This is a genomic window from Pseudoprevotella muciniphila, from assembly GCF_003265305.2.
Lineage (GTDB): Bacteria > Bacteroidota > Bacteroidia > Bacteroidales > Bacteroidaceae > Alloprevotella > Alloprevotella muciniphila.
In genome coordinates, this window is sequence record NZ_CP033459.1 from 1,536,346 (window position 1) to 1,555,378 (window position 19,033).

16 protein-coding genes, 1 pseudogene and 1 riboswitch are annotated in these 19,033 nt (G+C 47.0%); of the genes and pseudogenes, 5 read left to right on the top strand and 12 right to left on the bottom strand.

Annotation, left to right across the window (positions count from 1 at the left end; all coding sequences use genetic code 11):
• The first annotated feature begins 153 nt into the window (after positions 1–153).
• The 4 genes from C7Y71_RS06220 (at position 154) to metG (ending at position 7,543) form a co-directional block, all read left to right on the top strand.
• Complete coding sequence (locus tag C7Y71_RS06220) at positions 154–885, top strand: tRNA threonylcarbamoyladenosine dehydratase (RefSeq protein WP_111899038.1); 732 nt, start codon at positions 154–156, stop codon at positions 883–885.
• 664 nt (positions 886–1,549) lie between these two features.
• A complete protein-coding gene (locus tag C7Y71_RS06225) occupies positions 1,550–5,017 on the top strand; it encodes a hypothetical protein (protein ID WP_111899036.1) in 3,468 nt (1,155 codons plus the stop codon).
• Positions 5,018–5,125: 108 nt separating this feature from the next.
• Complete coding sequence (locus C7Y71_RS11820; protein ID WP_193215856.1) at positions 5,126–5,296, top strand: hypothetical protein; 171 nt, start codon at positions 5,126–5,128, stop codon at positions 5,294–5,296.
• Between the two features lie 207 nt (positions 5,297–5,503).
• Positions 5,504–7,543: a methionine--tRNA ligase gene (gene metG, locus C7Y71_RS06230; protein WP_111899035.1), complete on the top strand. Its 2,040-nt coding sequence runs from the start codon at positions 5,504–5,506 to the stop codon at positions 7,541–7,543.
• Positions 7,544–7,974: 431 nt separating this feature from the next.
• Here the strand turns inward: metG and C7Y71_RS06235 are convergent, their stop codons facing one another.
• The 7 genes and pseudogenes from C7Y71_RS06235 to metK all read right to left on the bottom strand — a co-directional run bounded on the left by C7Y71_RS06235 (position 7,975) and on the right by metK (position 13,020).
• Entirely contained in the window at positions 7,975–8,565 is a 591-nt protein-coding gene (locus tag C7Y71_RS06235) for a TatD family hydrolase (protein ID WP_111899034.1), read from the bottom strand.
• A complete protein-coding gene (yidD, locus tag C7Y71_RS06240; protein WP_111899033.1) occupies positions 8,562–8,801 on the bottom strand; it encodes a membrane protein insertion efficiency factor YidD in 240 nt (79 codons plus the stop codon). The genes C7Y71_RS06235 and yidD overlap by 4 nt, the downstream gene beginning before the upstream one ends.
• Positions 8,779–9,207 carry a ribonuclease P protein component gene (locus C7Y71_RS06245; protein ID WP_111899032.1) on the bottom strand — a complete coding sequence of 143 codons (429 nt, stop codon included), beginning with the start codon at positions 9,205–9,207 and terminating at the stop codon, positions 8,779–8,781. Before C7Y71_RS06245 ends, yidD begins: the two co-directional genes overlap by 23 nt.
• Before the next feature lie 296 nt (positions 9,208–9,503).
• Positions 9,504–10,226, bottom strand: a pseudogene (locus tag C7Y71_RS06250) (uroporphyrinogen-III synthase); the annotation flags it as partial.
• Positions 10,227–10,261: 35 nt separating this feature from the next.
• The gene (locus C7Y71_RS06255; RefSeq protein WP_111899030.1) at positions 10,262–11,134 is read right to left on the bottom strand and encodes a DUF4271 domain-containing protein; all 873 of its coding nucleotides are present in this window, start codon (positions 11,132–11,134) and stop codon (positions 10,262–10,264) included.
• Between the two features lie 11 nt (positions 11,135–11,145).
• Positions 11,146–11,721, bottom strand: a complete 576-nt coding sequence (locus C7Y71_RS06260) for an LOG family protein (RefSeq protein ID WP_111899029.1) — start codon at positions 11,719–11,721, stop codon at positions 11,146–11,148.
• 12 nt (positions 11,722–11,733) lie between these two features.
• Positions 11,734–13,020, bottom strand: a complete 1,287-nt coding sequence (metK, locus tag C7Y71_RS06265) for a methionine adenosyltransferase (RefSeq protein WP_111899028.1) — start codon at positions 13,018–13,020, stop codon at positions 11,734–11,736.
• A 381-nt stretch (positions 13,021–13,401) separates the two neighbouring features.
• Here metK and C7Y71_RS06270 point away from each other — a divergent pair, with 381 nt between their 5' ends.
• A complete protein-coding gene (locus C7Y71_RS06270; protein ID WP_111899026.1) occupies positions 13,402–13,920 on the top strand; it encodes an SH3 domain-containing protein in 519 nt (172 codons plus the stop codon).
• 123 nt (positions 13,921–14,043) lie between these two features.
• On the opposite strand, the gene C7Y71_RS06275 is transcribed toward C7Y71_RS06270, so the two are convergent.
• The 5 genes from C7Y71_RS06275 to C7Y71_RS06295 all read right to left on the bottom strand — a co-directional run bounded on the left by C7Y71_RS06275 (position 14,044) and on the right by C7Y71_RS06295 (position 19,013).
• Positions 14,044–14,811, bottom strand: coding sequence for a hypothetical protein (locus tag C7Y71_RS06275; RefSeq protein WP_146739470.1), 768 nt, complete (start codon positions 14,809–14,811; stop codon positions 14,044–14,046).
• Between the two features lie 175 nt (positions 14,812–14,986).
• A complete protein-coding gene (locus C7Y71_RS06280; RefSeq protein ID WP_111899024.1) occupies positions 14,987–16,060 on the bottom strand; it encodes a hypothetical protein in 1,074 nt (357 codons plus the stop codon).
• 130 nt (positions 16,061–16,190) lie between these two features.
• A riboswitch (cobalamin riboswitch) is annotated at positions 16,191–16,378 on the bottom strand.
• A gap of 30 nt (positions 16,379–16,408) precedes the next feature.
• Complete coding sequence (locus C7Y71_RS06285; protein WP_111899023.1) at positions 16,409–16,879, bottom strand: regulatory protein RecX; 471 nt, start codon at positions 16,877–16,879, stop codon at positions 16,409–16,411.
• A 13-nt stretch (positions 16,880–16,892) separates the two neighbouring features.
• The gene (locus C7Y71_RS06290; RefSeq protein WP_111899022.1) at positions 16,893–17,711 is read right to left on the bottom strand and encodes a glycosyltransferase family 2 protein; all 819 of its coding nucleotides are present in this window, start codon (positions 17,709–17,711) and stop codon (positions 16,893–16,895) included.
• A 42-nt stretch (positions 17,712–17,753) separates the two neighbouring features.
• Complete coding sequence (locus C7Y71_RS06295) at positions 17,754–19,013, bottom strand: glycosyltransferase family 4 protein (RefSeq protein WP_111899021.1); 1,260 nt, start codon at positions 19,011–19,013, stop codon at positions 17,754–17,756.
• Between the last annotated feature and the right edge of the window lie 20 nt (positions 19,014–19,033).

A 19,033-nucleotide genomic window follows, 5' to 3' on the forward strand; every position in this document is an offset into this window, starting at 1 on the left:
TGTGAAAATTGAAAAAAGACTGGACTATCGTGCCTAATCCGCTTTAGTGTTCATGGAACATCCGGTAATGACGGAATATCCGGAATATCTGAAGAACTGCTTAAAAAATCATATCTTTGCAATCGTTATCTGTAAATATCACGCTTCAAGACGATGGAAGATATATTCTCAAGGACACGTATGCTGCTGGGCGATGCGGCTTTGGAAAGATTGCGCAAGAGCAGAGTGGCAGTTTTCGGTGTAGGCGGCGTGGGTGGTTATGTCGTGGAAGTGCTGGCGCGCAGCGGTGTGGGCGCTATAGACGTCTTCGATAACGACAGGGTGAGCCCGTCGAACATCAACCGCCAGATCATTGCCCTCCACAGCACATTGGGACAGTATAAGGTGGATGTGGCTGCCGCGCGCATCCGCGACATCAATCCCGAGTGCATCGTAACCGTCCACCGCATGTTCTACCTGCCTGAAACTGCCGATGAGGTGGACTTGTCGGTGTACGACTATGTGGTGGACTGCATCGATACCGTAACGGCGAAAATAGAACTCATACGCCGTTGCCATCGTCAGGACATCCCTCTGCTCGTCTGCATGGGTGCTGCCAACAAGATGGACCCTACGGCATTCCGGGTGAGCGACCTCGCGAAAACAAAGGTGGACCCATTAGCAAAGGTCATCCGCCGAAAACTCCGCCCGGAAGGTATCAGACACGTAAAGGTGGTATATAGCGAAGAAATCCCGATGAAACCGCAGTTTTTTGAAACTTCAGACTCCAACGAATCTCTCAATTCTCCTAAAAAAAACATCCCTGCCAGCAATGCCTTCGTACCTGCCGCAGAAGGGCTCGTGGCAGGCGGAGAAGTGGTGAAGGAGTTGATGGTGGAGAGTTGACAGTTGATAGTTGATAGTGGAAAGTTGATAGTTTTTCGCTGCAAGGTTTGCGTAGAGAACTCTTCACATAAATTTCCATGAATTTCCATGAATTTTTTTAATACTGTCGCAAGATTCGTGTCATCGCCGAGCGAAGCAATGGCATAATTCAGTAAGCAGCGACAATGTTCGTGTCCCTTCAGCGTCCTTCGCGTTCCAAAACCTAATAGCAAAGAATTTTTCCGTCCATTTTAAAATATATTTCCGATAATTTCTCGTGCACAGCACGACCCTTAACAGTTGACAGTTGACAAGCGAGTGCCCTGACGGGCAGAAATTAAACAGAATTGATTCAAAATTTAAGAAAATTCATGATAATTCATGGAATTTCGTGTAAAAAGATTCACCATCATGGGGAACAGCGAAGCAAAATAATTCGTGTACATTAGAGAAAATCGTGGTTAAAGTTTTAAGGACATTCGTGGAGAAAAAAATGCCAAAAATGCAATTTTCGAGGGCAAAATATGACAAAATGAGAAAATTTTCCTCCTGAAATGCAGTTTTTCCGGTAAAAAGTACTCCTTTATTTAAAAATAAAATCATATTTTTGACCGCTAAACGTATTCAAAACTTCATATAAACCCACAGAACAAATCAAAAAAGAAAAAAACAAAAACAAATAAACATGAAAAAAATTACAAAATTATTTATCCTGCTACTGCTAACAACGGCAGGATTTCCGACCAATTCCCAGGCAGAGACATACCCTGCTACTGCTCCCTATGGTTATGAACTCGTAGAAGATGCGAGCACATTGCAGGCTGGTGATGTAATTATTATCCGCCAAGCCAGCGGTAATAATTATCTCAAGATTAACAACACTCGGACCACTAACGCTTCGATGGCTACGAATTTTGTTCTTGAAGATGCCGGTACCGGTAATTCAAGCGATTTCTATTTGAAGGCAGAAGGTACAGAGAACTACTTAAAAGCTGCTGCCGCCAGCGGAACAATGGCCTCAACTACTAATGTTTCTGAGAAAGGTGTCTTCAATATCAAGATTGCATCTGCATCGGGTTCAAGTCCGGAAACAACTATCGGTTTTGCTAACTTTAAAGGCGGCGATCAAGACCATGTTATACGTTTGATTACCACTTCCACTTCTGATAACACAAGCCGTATTTGGTACAACTCGAATGGTTGGGCATACGGCACAGGAGGTGGTCATTGGACTGGCTTTTACGCTTTTAAGAAACAGGATAATGTTTCTGGACAAGTTGCAACCCTTTCTTATAACGACATCGAAATCTATAAGGATGGGAATAAAGTTACGCCAGGCTCAAACAATTCCTTCAACCATCAGGTAAGGAGTACTTCAAGCCCACTGATTACCGTTACAATCGGTTCTGGTGACGTGGTGTACAACACAAGCATGTTTACTTTCGGTAACGGCAATAAAACTTACACTATTGCCATTGAAGATGGCTACTTCATCACAGGTTTTACCATTAACTACACCACAGGGTCTGGCGTGACATTCTCCAGCAATGGTGTAACGAGTTCAGATAATGGTCAACTCGCTGTAACAGGACTTCTCAACACAACAAGCACTACGTTTTATGTAAGCGGTACTTCTAATGCATGGAAGAGTTATTATGTTATGAGCATCGAAGTGACCTACGAGGCAATACCCCAATCGTTTTACGATGCAATATTCCAATCATCAACTGTAGGCAATCCTAAATGGTATGCCATGTCCATTGCTAACACTTCATCGTGGTGGAAAGTAACGAGTAATACTGCCATAAATAATAGTGATGGAAGTAGTCTGCCTACAGGAATAGCAGATGCTTATGCATGGGCTTTCTATGGTGATGCCGTAAATGGTTATAAGATTCAGAACAAGAGTACTGGTCGCTATTTGGGTGGAAGAACCTCTACTGGAGGAAATTTGACTTTGGTGGATGAAGCAGATGCGGTGCTGTTCGTCCCTGAGTACAACAGCGCAACCAACATAAAATGGAAAAGTAAAGATTACGGCTATTATGTTGACCGTTCAAGTAATTCTCCTTATGCCCACACTTCTGGTCAGGTCATCAATTTCCAAAATCTTTATAATGTCAACTTTACATGCTCTGGTGGTCAACTCTCAACTGTTTACGTTGGAGGAACAGAAGTTTCTCTCAACACACCCGTAGTTCTTGCCTCGGGCGCAATTATTACTTCGGGCGCATTAGTAAATGCGATTGAAACCTACAATGGATTCAATACACTTGCAGAAGCACTTGCAGATGCAGGTTTCAATGGAACGGTGGATGTCACACTTTCAGCAGTGCTTTCCAATATTACTATTAACGTGATGCGTGGCTCAACAGTTGTAAAAACCGTTACCATTGAAAACGTTCCTGAAAACGCGGTTATCACCGTGACTGATGCAGTAGGTACACCCAATTATGTAAGCAATCTTACCCCAGCAACGATTACAGCTACAAGTGCAGATCAATCCGTGGATGTCACCTATACATCGTCGCTCCCATTTACATTGTCAGACGACCCGACAAGCGCGGGTGCAACAGAGTATATCCTCACTCTAAACAGTCAATATTGTTATGGTAATGCCCTCTCATCTTCTTGCGACTTCGGCAACTCTTACTACTGGACATTCGGTGGCGATGAGTACAATGGTATTACCGTGTACAATAAGAATAACGGCTATTTAAGAATCGCTACGACAAACAATACCCCAGCAAGTTTCGACAACTCAACACCGTTCGCCTTCGCCATTTCTCCTAATACGGTTCAGACAGACGCTTTCAACCTTTACGTTCCCGGTAGTAGTTCAAATACATACGTCAATAAACGTACGAGCACTATCGCTACATGGGTAACTTCTGCTTCAAACGCTATTTCCGATGCAGGCTGTTGCCTCAAGATTTACACAGAAAACGATGCTGTGGCAGGCTTCCTTTCCGATCTTCAGCCTTATTTCACCTATGCAGGTTGTGTAAACGCACTTACAGCGTCAGCAGCAGCAGAACTAAATCCTACTTATGAATCATTCACTCAAAATCCTCCCCGAGCTTCTGAGTACCTTGCACTCAAGGCTACCATAGAGGCTAACGTGGTGCAACCCACAGAAGGCTACTACATCGTTTACAGTGCTTTTGAAGAATTTGAAAATCGGCAAGGTGTCAAAAAGGCAATGTACTACAATACCAATAATAGTACGATTGAATGGAATTCTGCAGATGGCAGTGCAGCACAAGTGATGAAGCTTAAAGCTGTTAGCGGTGCATCAACTTACCGTCTTTATGCGCCACTTGCTGATGTATATCTTCAAACAAAACAAGGTGTTACAACCAGTACAGAAAGAGACGGACTTGCTTTTGAAGTATTGGCATCAGGCCCTGCTTCAGTAAATCTTGCATACGATCCCAGTGGCGGTCAAGATGCAGCACTTCATGCAAATGGACATAGTGGTGGTAGCGGTGTATCTGGAACACTAACCAATTGGACGTTAGACAGCGAAGCATCCATGTGGCGTCTCTATCCACTCGATATCCCCGAAATCACACTCATCGAGCCCAATGGTGTTGCTGAAGGCGATGAAGTGTACCAATCGTTTGCATACGGCAGCAACAAGCAGTTGCCGCTCAATGTGGGCGTACACTATATTTCTACCAATAGTGGTAATTTTGCACATATCGAAACGGTTAGTTCGAGTGCAATACGCGCCAACGAAGGCTACATCATCCGCGGTGTGAAAGGTGCTACAGTGCCTCTGCTGCCTATCGGTGAGGTAGATGCACTTTCGTCAACCAACTTGCTCGTAGGAGTCGTAGAACCGACGAAAGTTTATTCAGGCTACATGTTGGCATACAAGGGTAACGATGCGGAACAGAAATTCTACAAGATTAAAAACACCGGCCTGACCATTCCAGCTTATCGCTCCTACCTGCCCGCAGCCGCTGCAGCAAACGTGCGTGGTCTCGAACTCCTCTTCGGCGGTATTGGTGACGATGAAATAACAGGCATCGACGGCATCAACACCGGTGGCACCGAAGGCGCCATCTTCGACCTGCAGGGTCGCCGTGTGACTAAACCCGAAAAGGGAGGTATCTATATCATCAACGGAAAGAAAGTGATGAAATAAAAGCAACGTGACGACAGGGAAGGGAGCATACAAACTCCCAGCCCTGTCATCGCAACTGCGTAAAGCAAAACTTTCATTATCCATAACAAACAGAATTATATACATTTTATGAAGAAAGCATATATCACACCTTCCATCAAAATTTACAGTCTGCTCTCAGAAGGCTTTGTTGCAGACAGCATCAAAGTCTCCGACGAAGAAATCGGCGACGATAATGGCGACGATTTTGTCTTCACACCCAAGCAGGACACCTATTGGGGCGGAACCGACTGGCAATAGGACAACGGCAACGAGTGACGCTCACTGTCATGAGGGCAGTTTTCTGAATATCCGGAGCAATCTGAATACCCAGAATATTCAGAATTATCAAAAGAAACAACCACTGCGGGACACTCGCCCTGCAGAGGTTGTTTCTTCATATTGCTCTTTTCATTGCTGTACGGTGAATTTTACGTAATTTTGCAGTTGGAAAAATAAATGCTATCAATGAAAGACTATAAGAGAACACTTGTTACCGCCGCCTTGCCCTACGCTAACGGCGGTGTGCACATCGGACATCTGGCAGGCGTATATGTGCCTTCCGACATCTATGTGCGCTACCTGCGCCTGAAGAAACGCCCCGTGCTGTTCGTCTGCGGCAGCGACGAGCATGGTGTGCCCATCACCATACGCGCCCGCAAGGAGGGCATCACACCGCAGGAGGTGGTGGACCGCTACCACGGCATCATCAAGCAATCGTTTGCCGACTTTGGCATCTCGTTCGACATCTACAGCCGCACAACGAGCGAGACGCACCATAAGACGGCATCGGAGTTCTTCCGCAAACTCTACGACAAGGGCGAATTTGTGGAGCGCGAGAGCGAGCAACTCTACGATGAGGAGGCGCATCAGTTCCTGGCAGACCGCTACGTTACGGGCGAATGTCCCCACTGCCACAACGAGGGCGCATACGGCGACCAATGCGAGAAATGCGGACGCGACCTCTCCCCCACCGAACTCATCAACCCGAAGAGTGCCATCAGCGGCAGCGTGCCGGTAATGAAGAAGACAAAGCACTGGTATCTCCCCCTCGACCGCCATCAGGGATGGCTGAAGGAGTGGATTCTCGAAGGGCACAAGGAATGGCGCTCGAACGTGTATGGACAGTGTAAGTCGTGGCTTGAGATGGACCTGCAGCCTCGCGCCGTGACGCGCGACTTGGACTGGGGCATTCCCGTACCCGTGGAGGGCGCAGAGGGCAAAGTGCTCTACGTATGGTTCGACGCCCCGATAGGCTACATCTCCAACACACGCGAACTGCTGCCCGACAGTTGGGAAGAATGGTGGAAGGACGAAGACACGCGCATGATCCATTTCATCGGCAAGGACAACATCGTGTTCCACTGCATCATCTTCCCCGCCATGCTCAAAGCCGAGGGTTCGTTCATACTACCTGAAAACGTACCGGCTAACGAGTTCCTCAACCTCGAGGACCGAAAGATCAGCACATCGCGCAACTGGGCAGTGTGGCTCGACGAATATCTCAAGGACCTTCCGGGCAAACAGGACGTGCTGCGCTACGTGCTCACCGCCAATGCACCCGAGACGAAGGACAACAACTTCACCTGGAAGGACTTCCAGGCACGCAACAACAACGAGTTGGTAGCAGTATATGGCAACTTTGTCAACCGCGCCCTGGTGCTGACGCAGAAGTACTTCGACGGCATGGTACCCGCATGTGGCGAACTCACCGCAGAGGACAAAGCCACCATAGCCGAATTTAAGGATGTAAAGGCAGAAGTAGAACGCCTGCTCGAAGGCTTCCGTTTCCGCGATGCCCTGAAAGAGGCTATGAACCTGGCACGCATCGGCAACAAGTATCTTGCCGACAGTGAGCCGTGGAAGGTTATCAAGACCGACCCCGAGCGCGTAAAGACCATCCTCAACCTTTCACTCCAGTTGGTAGCCAACCTCGCCATAGCCTTCGAACCCTTCCTGCCTTTCTCTTCCGCCAAACTGCGCGACATGCTCGGTATGACAGACGTGGAATGGGACCGCCTCGGACAAACCGACCTGCTCGAAGCCGGACGCCAACTGAAGCAGCCGGAACTGCTGTTTGAAAAGATAGAGGACTACGTGGTGGAAGCACAGGTGCAGAAACTGCTCGACATGGAGAAAGCTAACGCAGAAGCCAACTATACGGCAAAACCCATAAAAGACTTCATCCCTTTTGAAGACTTCGAAAAACTCGACATCCGCACGGGCATCGTTACCGCTTGTGAGAAAGTGAAGAAGGCCGACAAACTACTCTGCTTCACCATCGACGACGGCAGCGGCACACCGCGCACCATCGTCAGTGGCATAGCGCAACACTATCAGCCCGAAGCACTTGTAGGCAAAACCGTGTGCTTCATCGCCAACCTTGCTCCGCGCAAACTCAAAGGCATCGAAAGCCAAGGCATGATTCTGAGTGCTGAAAACTTCGACGGCAGCCTCAGCGTTATTACCACCGAGCGCGACGTGAAGCCCGGCAGTACGGTAGGCTAAAAAGAACAAAAAGAATTTAAAAAGGTTGCCAAAATCATGGCAACTTTCCCAAAACGGAAAACTTTTTAAAATAATTTTGAAAAAAGTTTTCCGTTTTTGTATATTTCTTTGTAATTTTGAACCATCAAAATCAACAAAAAAATTTGTCTGGTTATGGTAAGGAAATTTTTTGTTGGACTTTTTGTTTTCGTTGTACTCTTCGCGCTGTTTTTCAACGCATAACTAAGTCCACGAACAAAGGAAGTTAGAAAAAGGGACCTTCTCTCTGTTCACGACATCATTTCTTTAGCCGGGCGTATCCCAAGGTTGTCTTGTCGGACAGACAAGCAGCGCAGGACACGTTCGGGATTGGTGTGTCCGCGTTTTTCAGAAGTTTTTCTATAGATACTATAGATACTATAGATACTATAGGAACTTCTTTCAATGTTGACTCACACTTCGTCTATGTTGCTGAATTTTCCAACGACATCGATTATTTTCACATCGTCATCATCGGTTTCAAACAGGCGGTGTTCTTTCGGCACAAGGCGCACGGCGGCGGGATTAGCTTTTATTCCGAAACTCAGGGCGAATCCGGCACGGATGAGTTGTTCTGCCTGCTGCGGTTTTCCCCGGAAACCATGAATGGTCCATTGCACAGTGGGATTCAGCCGTTTCCTGGCAGCAATAATCTCGTCGAATGCCTTGACACAATGTATGACAAGGGGCTTACCGAGTGTTTCCGCCAGTAGGGCATGTTTTTCAAAAAAGATGATCTGCCGTGCAAAATCTCCCTTGAGGCGGTCGAGTCCACACTCCCCTATCGCTACCACCTGCGGGTGGCTTGCCAACATTTCCACACCTTTCCAAAGACGTTCTTCGTCGTGCGTACCATCTATCCACCATGGATGTACGCCTACGCTGTACAAACCTCCTTCCTCGGGACAGAACTTACCGGGTTCTGACAGCAAATGTGCCGGCAGATTGAAAATGGCTGTTCCGGGCAGTGTATTCGGGCGGTGTGTATGGAAATCGATCATCATGGCACGGGGTCATAGCCACTGCCTCCCCATGGGTGGCAGCGCAGGATGCGACGTATGGCGAGCCACAGTCCTTTGACGGGACCATGCTTCTTTATGGCTTCAAGGGCATACTGCGAGCATGTCGGTGTGAATCGGCAGGCAGGCGGTGTGTGGGGCGAAATGAAACGCTGATAGAAACGTATCGGCGCTATGAGCACAGCCACGAAAAAGTTTCTAATCCACTTCAGCACTGTCATTTATTTTCAGGTTGATAGATTTCAGTAATGCCTTCATCTTCTTATGCACCTGCTCAGACGGCAACGGCATGTCGCTTAACCAGATGAATGCCACATGCAAAGCAAGTCCTTCGGGAGTGCTGAGAATTTGCTTGTTCAGGCGGTAGGCTTCGCGCATCTGTCGCTTGGCGCGGTTTCTGTCCACAGCATGCTTGAAATGGCGTTTCGACACACTGACAAGCACTTTCACCACCGGTCCCGCCTCGTAAGGAAGCATTCGCCATATCGCCCTCAGGGGATAGGCTGTTTTTGCTGCATTCCCTTTATCGAAGAGGGCGTCGATGTCGCGCTTCAGACAGATGTGTTCGGCTTTTCTGAAAGTGTGGACGTGCTGCACGTTGATGTTATTTTCAATTTTTAGCGCCATTTCATCGCGAAGTTACGCATTTTTTGTCGTATCAGTCGCATTTCTGGCTGGCAGAGCGCAAAAAAGGTGCGCCCCTGAATTGGCACACCTTTATCTATATATGTTTGCAACGGTGGTGACGGTTATGCCTTCACCTTCTCGGTTGCTTTCTTTGTCGTTTTCCTTGCGGTGGTGGTCTTTTTTACGGTAGTTGTCATTGTAGGCTCGTCAGCGTTTTTTACAGAAGACTTCCTGGCCGTCGCCTTTTTGGCTGTCGTTTTCTTCGTTGCAGCCTTCTTGCTGCTTTCCTGCTCGGCTTCGAGATACTGCGCTATGGCTGCTGTGATGCTTGGTGCCTTGCTGGTGGGTGCTATGATGTGCGATTTAAGCCCTTCTTTCTCCACGGCTGCCCGTGCGCCTGGCCCGAGCGTGGCAATAGTTACCTTACTTGCGGCCTTTTTCGAGAGCGACTGTGTGAAAGATTCTACGCCCATTGGTGTGAAGAGCACCACCATGTCATAATCGAATTTCTCGTCCTTTTCGAAAGGTTTGCACACAGTGCGGAACATAACGCATTCCTTGAAATCAAGTCCTTTTTCGGCAAGAGAACGTCCTTGGTCGAGACGATGCTGCTCGCTCTGCAGGAGAAGGTATTTCTCAGTCTTGTGCTTCATCATGACAGTTACGAGGTCGTCCCACTTTCCTGTTGCTCCGAAGAACACCTTGCGCTTGCGATACTGTGCATACTTCTGAATGTAGAGGGCTATGGCTTCCGACGTTGCGAAATACTTCATTGTGTCGGGCATGCTGATGCGCATTTCCGCACATAACTCAAAGAAACATCTGATGGCATGTTTCGACGTGAATACTATTGCAGTATAGTCGAGTATGCTCACTCTTTGTTTCCTGAATTCCTGCGGAGTGAGTTTTTCCACATTGATGAGTGATCTGAATGTGACGTTCACTCCATATTTCTCCAATTCGAAATAAGGGGATTTTTCTTTTGGTTGGGGCTGCGAAACAAGAATATTTTTTATCATTTCTTTTCGTTATTTCTCTTGGGAAAACTGTATTCTCAAATTGCCGCCACCTGCAGCATTTTCCATAGAACAAGCAGAGGTGTAATTTCGAGCGTGCAAAAGTACAAAATTAAATGCAAGAAGCCACCTTTGTATGTAAAAAAAGTGGCGTATGCTTTATAACATAGAACGATTCTGCCAACTGCAAGTAGCAAAATGAAGGTTATGCTTATGGGTCTGAATGGTAGGTTGAAGAAGACGTAGAGCAACAGAAGTGCGAGTATGATAAGCGAACCGATGAATGTGGCGAGTGAGAGTGTTCCATTCCATTTTGCCACTTGCCACTTTTCAAAGAACACATTATTGATAAATCCGTATGCCAACCACCTGACGAAATAGAAAGCCAGACACACCATCATAGCAATGATGATGGTCAGATAGGGCAGTTTGTCATTGAAGATGTCAGGATGGATGCGTTGCGTGTAACAGGCAAAGAACATTGCCAGAAGCAGACTGCTGTGTATGGCGAGAATCCAAAAGTTGCTATTGCCGTCTTCATCGCCTGAGAGCATCTGCACGTTTCCTCTCTGCCTGATGTCGTAAAAGAAATCGTTGAATGTCCGCACCAGATAGTTCCACATTCTGGCAACAGCCCATATAGATATGAATGCACTGATAATCAATGTGCCGGTAATGAGTGTGTCCGATCCGAAGTTGTATGGAACAGGTGTCCCGTCAATCGCCATGCTTTGTCTGACTTTGAGCAACGAGTCTTGCCTCGCCGCCTCTGCCCGGGCTGCCACGAGCGAGTCGTTTATTGCAGTTTGGTTGACGCTGTCCGTCTGCTGCAGACTTGCTGCTGCCAGCGAATCGACGGCAGACGTGTCGGCTACACTTAACGCTTGTATTTGCTGAGGGGTTTCCGGCATTTGTTCTTCTTTTATATTGCTGCAAACTTCGTAAGCGAAGGATCCCAAAATGGTGTGGTTTCTGCAAGGTTTACGGCCTCTTCTGCATCCTGCGCCACCTGCCACAGCCCTGTGTGCATAGGGCGCATAAACTGTTCTGTCACAGCACGTTCCAACTGCTTGAGCAGGTTGTTGAAATAGCCGTCAACATTGACGATGACGATAGGCTTAAGGAAAAGGCCCAACTGCTTCCAGGTGATAATTTCCAGAAGTTCTTCGAGCGTTCCCACTCCGCCGGGCAGTGCCATGCATGCATCTGCCATCTCTGCCATTTTTTCCTTTCGCGTGTGCATGTCGGGTGTAATGACAAGTTCGCTCATACCCGAATGGTGCCAGTCATTGTCCACCATGAACTGCGGTATTACCCCCACTGCCCTTCCGCCCACAGAGAGACAGCCTTCCGTAACGGCTCCCATCAGTCCGGTACGCCCCGCACCGTTCACGAGCGTATGCCCGCGAACGGCGAGAAGACGTCCTAAGATTTCTGCAGCGTCAACAAATTGTTGGGGTATTTTCCCGCTCGATGCCGCGTAAACGCAGATGTTCATTGATGCGCTGTGTTATTTGAAGAAGACATCTTTCACCTTGTCCACATAGTCGAGTTTCTCCCATGTGAAGAGTTCTACTTTGAGTTTCTTCTGGTTGCCTTCCGTTCCGAAGGTCTTCTCCACTATCTGCGGCAGACGACCCACATGCCCATAACTTGCCGTTTCAAGATAGATTGGGTTGCGAAGTTTCAGACGTTTCTCAATGGCATAGGGTGTGAGGTCGAAGATGTCTCTGATTTTTTCAGCGATTTCTCCGTCGGAAAGAGGCACGTTCTTGCTCCCATAAGTGTTGACGTAGATGCTGATGGGTTTTGCCACTCCGATAGCATAACTCAACTGTACAAGCATTTCCGATGCCACTCCTGCTGCCACCATGTTTTTTGCAATATGGCGTGCAGCGTATGCCGCTGAGCGGTCCACCTTCGAGGGGTCTTTTCCGCTGAAGGCACCACCACCATGCGCACCGCGTCCGCCGTATGTATCAACGATAATCTTGCGGCCAGTCAAACCGGTGTCGCCAGCAGGTCCTCCGATAACGAATTTGCCGGTTGGATTGACGTAGTATTTGATTTCTCCCTTTTCGAAGAGCGCACGCACCTCGGGAGTGTTCACACGTGTCTCGAGCACACGGGGAATGAGGATATTGATGACGTCTTCACGTATTTTAGCGAGCATCTGCTTGTCAGCCTCTTCCTGACTTCCTGCCTCCTCTGCAGAGATGAAATCATCGTGCTGTGTACTTACCACGATGGTGTCGATACGCGCTGCACGATTGTCGTCGTCGTATTCTATCGTTACCTGGCTCTTGGAGTCAGGACGAAGGTAGGTCATTACCTTTCCTTCGCGACGGATTTCTGCCAACACACCCACGATGTCGTGCGCAAGGGCGAGAGGAAGCGGCATATAGGTATCCGTTTCATTGTTGGCATAACCGAACATCATACCCTGATCGCCTGCACCCTGTTCTTCGGGAGTCTTGCGGTCAACACCACGGTTGATGTCGGGGCTCTGCTCGTGTATGGCATTGAGTACACCACACGAAGCAGCGCTGAAAAGATAAGCGTCCTTATTGTAGCCTATCTTGTCTATTGTTTTTCGCGCAACAGTGGGAATGTCGATGTAAGCCTCTGATTTTACTTCGCCGGCAACAACAACCTGACCTGTTGTTACCAGGGTTTCGCATGCTACTTTCGATTCCGGGTCGTATGCCAGGAATTCGTCAAGTATAGCATCGGAAATCTGATCCGATACTTTGTCGGGGTGCCCTTCGGACACTGATTCTGAAGTGAAAAGATACATAACTTAATATTTGTTTTTTGATTGTTAATTCTTTTTCGTCCGCTGCAGGCTGAAGTGCACAACATTACAGCCCCGCAAATGCTCGAACTTTAGCGGCAGACATGGCTTTATATGCAACTGGGAGAAAAAGACAGTGAAAAGCGATGTACTTTCTCAAGGCTTTTCGACATCGTTTTAGCATTTTTTTCTGTGGTTGCAAGCAGCCAAATCTATCCACATGCGTTTCGGGGTGCAAAGTTAGAAAAAAGTAACAATATATTTCACCTTACACTACTTTTTTTCATCCATTTGCAAAAAAACTTTGTCTTCATGTTCACTTATATAAAAAACATCTATATTTGTATATTGAAAACTATTGTTTCACCCTAAAACCTCAAAACCATGAAAAAAGTATTTCTATTCATCCTTGCGCTCATCTTTACGCTACCTATGGCGGCACAGACCCGAGGCATGGTAAAACGTGAAGGTGGTTACACCAATGTCAGAAGCGGTCCGGGCACTTACTACAGTGTCGTGCGCAAAATCAGAGACGGCAGTACCATTTACTATACGAACTATGGTGGCGGTTGGTGTGCTGTTTATAGCAACTCAAGTCCTCGCTCTTTCATAGGGTACATGGCATCCAGCAAAATCGTTCGTGGCAGTGGTTACGACAGACCATACGATAGGTCATACGACAGGACAAACTATAGCACAAGTGGCCTTGTTTCGGCACAGGTTGTCCGTGAAGGCGGCTACACCAACATTCGCCGTGGTCCCGGCTCCAACTATGGCATAGTAAAGAAAGTGCGCGATGGCAGTTGGATTACCATTCGTCCCAACGGCAGCACCTGGATTCCTGTATATCAAGGCGGGAGACACATTGGCTACATCCATGCCTCAAAGGTTTACAACTACTAAAAAATGACCGACTGAATGAAACAAACCTCGAAAGTTTTTGTCTGACTTTCGAGGTTTTTTAAGGGGTTTCTGTAAAACAGGGATTCAACCCTGACCTACAGGAACTTTTTTTATTTATATGGATTATTTCGTCAAGTCGTATCTCGTTTCGGTTTCGGTATTCAGGTTATAGACATCCATATCCATTTTACTACTGCTGATTTCACCATACACATTGCCTTGGAATGTCTGACCTGCATAGGCACCGGATTTGGCGAAAAGATCCAGGAACTTACCTTTGTCGCCTACTCCGACAGTACCGGTAGTAGTCTGTGTTTGTTCACCGTTTTGAGTGGTCAGGGTGAAAGTATAGTCGCTTTTCACTTGCAGCGTCTTCCAGTTGGCAGATTCACCGCCATAAGTGGGTGTTGCAGTCCATGTACCAAAGAGGTAAGAATAGTCGAAAGTTGCAGGTGTGGTTTTCAGCCACTCTTCCATTTTGGCCGTCTTGGTCTCGTAGAGCGTGTAGTCGATGCCATTAAAGGTAAACGAAATATCACTATAATGCACATTAGTTAGGTTGATAATGTGAGTTTCTCCTTTACGGTCACCATCATTGCAAACTATCTTAATAGTTTCTTGTTTGTCCAGTTTTACCCATTTACCATTAGTGATGAAGCGTTTGCCATTCAGAGTCTCAACAAGTGTCATGTCGCCGTTTGACTTAAGGTTAAACCAACGAATGGTGCGAACGTTGTCATAGACGCGCCCTGTGTTCTGATAGACACCTTTGATAGTAGAAGATTCTATAGAATTCTCAATAGAATTCTTAACGTCATCACAACTCACGAATAAAGCCCCACAGCCTAAAAAAAGGCTAAGTGAAAGCATGATGCATTTGATAGATTTCATTTTGTGAAAGAATTTGAGTTACTTGTTTATTGATTGATTTGCAAATGTGCTAATAAATTCCGAAACAATGGTTTCTTTCTCTGTTTTTTTGAAAAATCAATCCAAATCATAACCCGCTGGACGAATGAAGCAAATGCGCTTAATTTGTCCAGCGGGTAAATTGACGTTATAATTATTAGTCTACAAAGAGTGCATAATAAGGATTGGGACCAGTGGTGTATTTGTTGGCAAATTTGCCGTCAGAATAATACCAATAGAGCAGTCCGTTACCTTGATAGTCCACACTACCATCATCTTTCAGGTTGTTGCTACCGATAAGAATGTTGCCATATTTTTTATCAACAGAAATAAAAGTGGGATTGATGGGTTTTTCGGTTGCTTCTTTCAGGAAGTCTTCGTCCAGGAGAGCATTCGTTGTGGTAGAATACTTCTTATAGGTAGTTATCCCATCATAAGAAGATGAAATGGCATAAAGCACATTCTTGCTGATGGTTATCATGTCTGCCTCGCCTATATTTGTTGCTACATCGGCAGGAGTTACCTTGTAGAGAGCCTTGCCCACATCTGCATAGTTGCCGTTGCATACCACGAAAATGTTGTCGTTGTTGTCAACGGCTATTTGGTTGTAGGCATTCATGCCTATTGCTATTTCTTTCACAGCACCTTTGCTGATGTTGTTGATGTCGAATTTAGCAAGGCGCATACCATCAATGTAGTTCTCCGGGTTACCCCATTCATGATAGGTTCCGGCAATAGGAACATATACGTAGTGGTCGGTGGCTGCTACGCAATAAAGACCAGGACCTACTTTAACTTTCTGGTCAACTGCCTTTGTCTTTGTATTGATACGGAAGAGAGAGTCGCTACCCACAGCAAAAACGAAGTCGTTTTCTTCGCAGATATTCTGCACGAAAGGTATGGCTATGGAAGTAACGAGGGAGCCTGTTCTGGCATCATACACCTTTACAACGCTTTCTGCATTGACAGGTACGAAGATGTAACCATCCTCTTCAACGACATTCTGGGGAGAGTCGCCAAGGTCGGCGATGAGTGTGCTGAAAGACCTGTCCGATGGCATGAAGAGGCCGAGCGAACCAGGTGTGCCGCCCCATGAGCCTTGACTGACTACGAGGGCATTGCCGTCAACTTCTACAGGATCGATGATAGGTCTTGGATCGTCATCGTCACCACATGCTGTGAACGTAAGTGCTGCAATAAGAGCAATTGCAAAAATTTTTAATTGTTTCATAATGTTTGTATGTTTAAAATGATTACTCTTTCTAAACACACGATCACTGGGAGTGCAGTCAGGGGTATGCCTATAGAAAGGCGGACAAGAAGAATCCTTTCCACTGCTTGTTCTATCTCCCGAGAACGTGCGTGAATGCAAAAAAGTGGCAGGTCTTCTGACTTTGTCCGCTTGACAAACGCCTTCCCACGCAACAGGAGCGCAGTGGCGGTGATGTTTGCAAGCATAAATGGACTTACAGCAGCGGGAACTGTTGCCGAATTTCACGGCATTCCCTCTTGGCCGAACGTGTTCGGAACCACTATGCAGGTGCAAAGGTATGAAAAATGTTGGGAAGATTAGAATTTTCTATTCTTCTAATTCATCTAATTCAAGAAGCGGGAATACAAGGTGCGGCTCATAGCCTCGCGACGTGGCAAATCGGAGCAGTTTTTGCGACAGGGCGAACGACGTGTCTGCTTTAGTCGTGCGGCGCTTATTGTCAATAATGGACTTTAGGTTATCGTGGTAAATATCTTCATCTATCTGCTGCAGTGCATCGCTGATATCGGTCTGACTGATATCTTTGAGCCGTAGGCTGTTGCGAATCTTGAGCCGCCCCCATTTGTCAAAGAGGTACTTGTCGTGCGCAAAAGCCCGTGCATACCGGTTTTCATCGATGAAACCACCCTTTTCGAGACGAGTCAGAATGTCTTCTATAGTCTTTACATCAGCACCTCGTCGCTCTAACTTGGTCTGAACATCTTTCCTGCACGTTTCGCGAAGCGAGCAAGTGTATGACATTTTTCTGTACTCCTCTTCAGGGTTTATCTCTTTCATCGCAATACAAATGTTATTTTTTGATAAACGTACGCAATGCAAACCAACTGTGGAGTGCAGATGTAGCCACTAAACCATAGTGTTTTTGCATGATGCGGAACCGCTCCTTGAGCGAGGCCTTGTGATTTACTTTTGTGGCGCCTTCGTTTAGGAAATTAGCAATAACAAGCCTTGTATTGAAGAGTTTTTCGCGGCGTTTCTGCCCTTCTTTCATGATGCGGATACACCAATCGAAATCTGCAGAAAAACGATATTTCAAGTTGTATATATTTGCTTTCGCCAGGTCGGTACGAGCCAGAAATGCCTGATGGCAGACCAGCATACCGTATCTGAAACTGCGCCAAGTAAGAATCTCGGGCGGTTGCAGCCGGCGATGTCGGATGAAATTGCCGTCTCTGTCCACTATGTCCGTGTTGCCATAAAGCACGGCAGGCAGTGATTCCTCGTCTGCAATGCTACGTTGTATGTCGGAGAGCGTAGTGTCGGAGATGAGGGTGTCGCCCGCATTGAGGAAAAGGATGTAGTCGCCCGTAGCCAGGTCTATCGCCTTATTCATGGCATCATAGATACCCTCATCGGGCTCACTGAGACAGTTGACTTCATGTTTCACATCAGCAATGGAGTTGCGCTCCTGATAGTGGTGTACTTGCTCAAGTGTGTTGTCAGAAGAATTGCCATCAATGATAAGGTGTTCCACGTGTGGATAATCCTGCCGCTCAATGCTTTCTATGGTCTTGGCAATGAGAGCGCCAGCGTTGTAGGTGACGGTGGCAATGGTGAATTTAACTGTGTTTTTTTGACTGGCAGAGTCCGACGGAGGTTGTGTGTCCATTTTTATAGAATTCTGAGTTATTTTGTAAGTAATATCAATATCTTAATCATGTGGAAGGAGAGATTCGTAGAGTGCTGCGTGCCGTTGAGCAACGATGGGTTGCGAGAAGTTTGCAAGTGCTTTTTCTCTCGATGAAATCGCCATTTTTTCAGCCATTCCTTCTTTCAGGCAATACTTTATACCTTCTGCAAAGTCTGCTGCATCTTTGTATTGTGCAAGGTAGCCTGTCTGATGGTGCGTTATGAGTTGTGGCAGACCACCCACATTGAAACCTACACAAGGCAGCCCACATGCCATCGCCTCAACGATGGTGTTGGGCAGGTTGTCCTGCAAGGTGGGCATCATGAGCAACGTGGCAGCATTATACAGTTGCTGCATGGTTTCTGTATCGCTGATGTACTCGTATGTGGTGGCGCGTATGGGAACGGCTTCTTTCAGTGTTGATGCTTCAAGCCCCACAATGACGAGTTGCATGCTGTCCTTGACAGAGGGGTCTGCCTCGCAAATTCGCTCCAGAGCCTTTTTAAGGTAGTCGATACCTTTGATAGGATTTGTGGCTTTCTGAGCCACGAAGAGCAGGATGTGCTTATTGTCAGGCAGTTGCAGTGCCTCTCTTGCCTGTGCCTTCGATGATGGCTGATAATAGTCAGTATCGATGGCATTGGGTATGCTTTCTATGCGATAGCCGCTAAGTAGCGGGGCTTGTCTGGCAAGGTCGGCAAGCCAGTCGCTACATCCTATGAAAGTTATTTTTCCCTTGGCATAGACCTGTGCTTTTTTCAGGAAACGTCGATGAGAGAGGTCGTTGACGTTTCCCTTACGAAGGATTGGGCAGTTACCGCATTGTTCCTGCCATGCCGTGCATTCTCGCGAGTAATGGCAAATACCTGTAAATGGCCACATGTCATGCATTGTCCAGACGATGGGTTTGCCACTCGCGAGGATCTTGCCGATGCCACCAAGCGAGAGCATGCCTTGATTGATCCAATGCAGGTGGATGATGTCTGCCTCCTGAAAGGCTTTGTCGAGGGTGATGTCCGTACCTCGGGTGGCAGTGTCCACTTCGAATAAGCGGTGTTTCCTGCAACCATTTTCAAAGAAGATGCCTAATCGTTCCAGGATGAAGTCGCACCTTTGCTTTGCACCATTCGGTATAGTGCTGACCAGACTACTCTCCGTATTGCGGTCGCGCACGAGCATTCTTGCCTCATGACCCTCAGTATTAAGAGCATTCATCAGGCGGTTGGCTGCTATAGCAGCACCACCTGTCAGTTCGGATGTATTGACCATCAGTATGCGCATGAGGGAATGCTGTTGGAGAG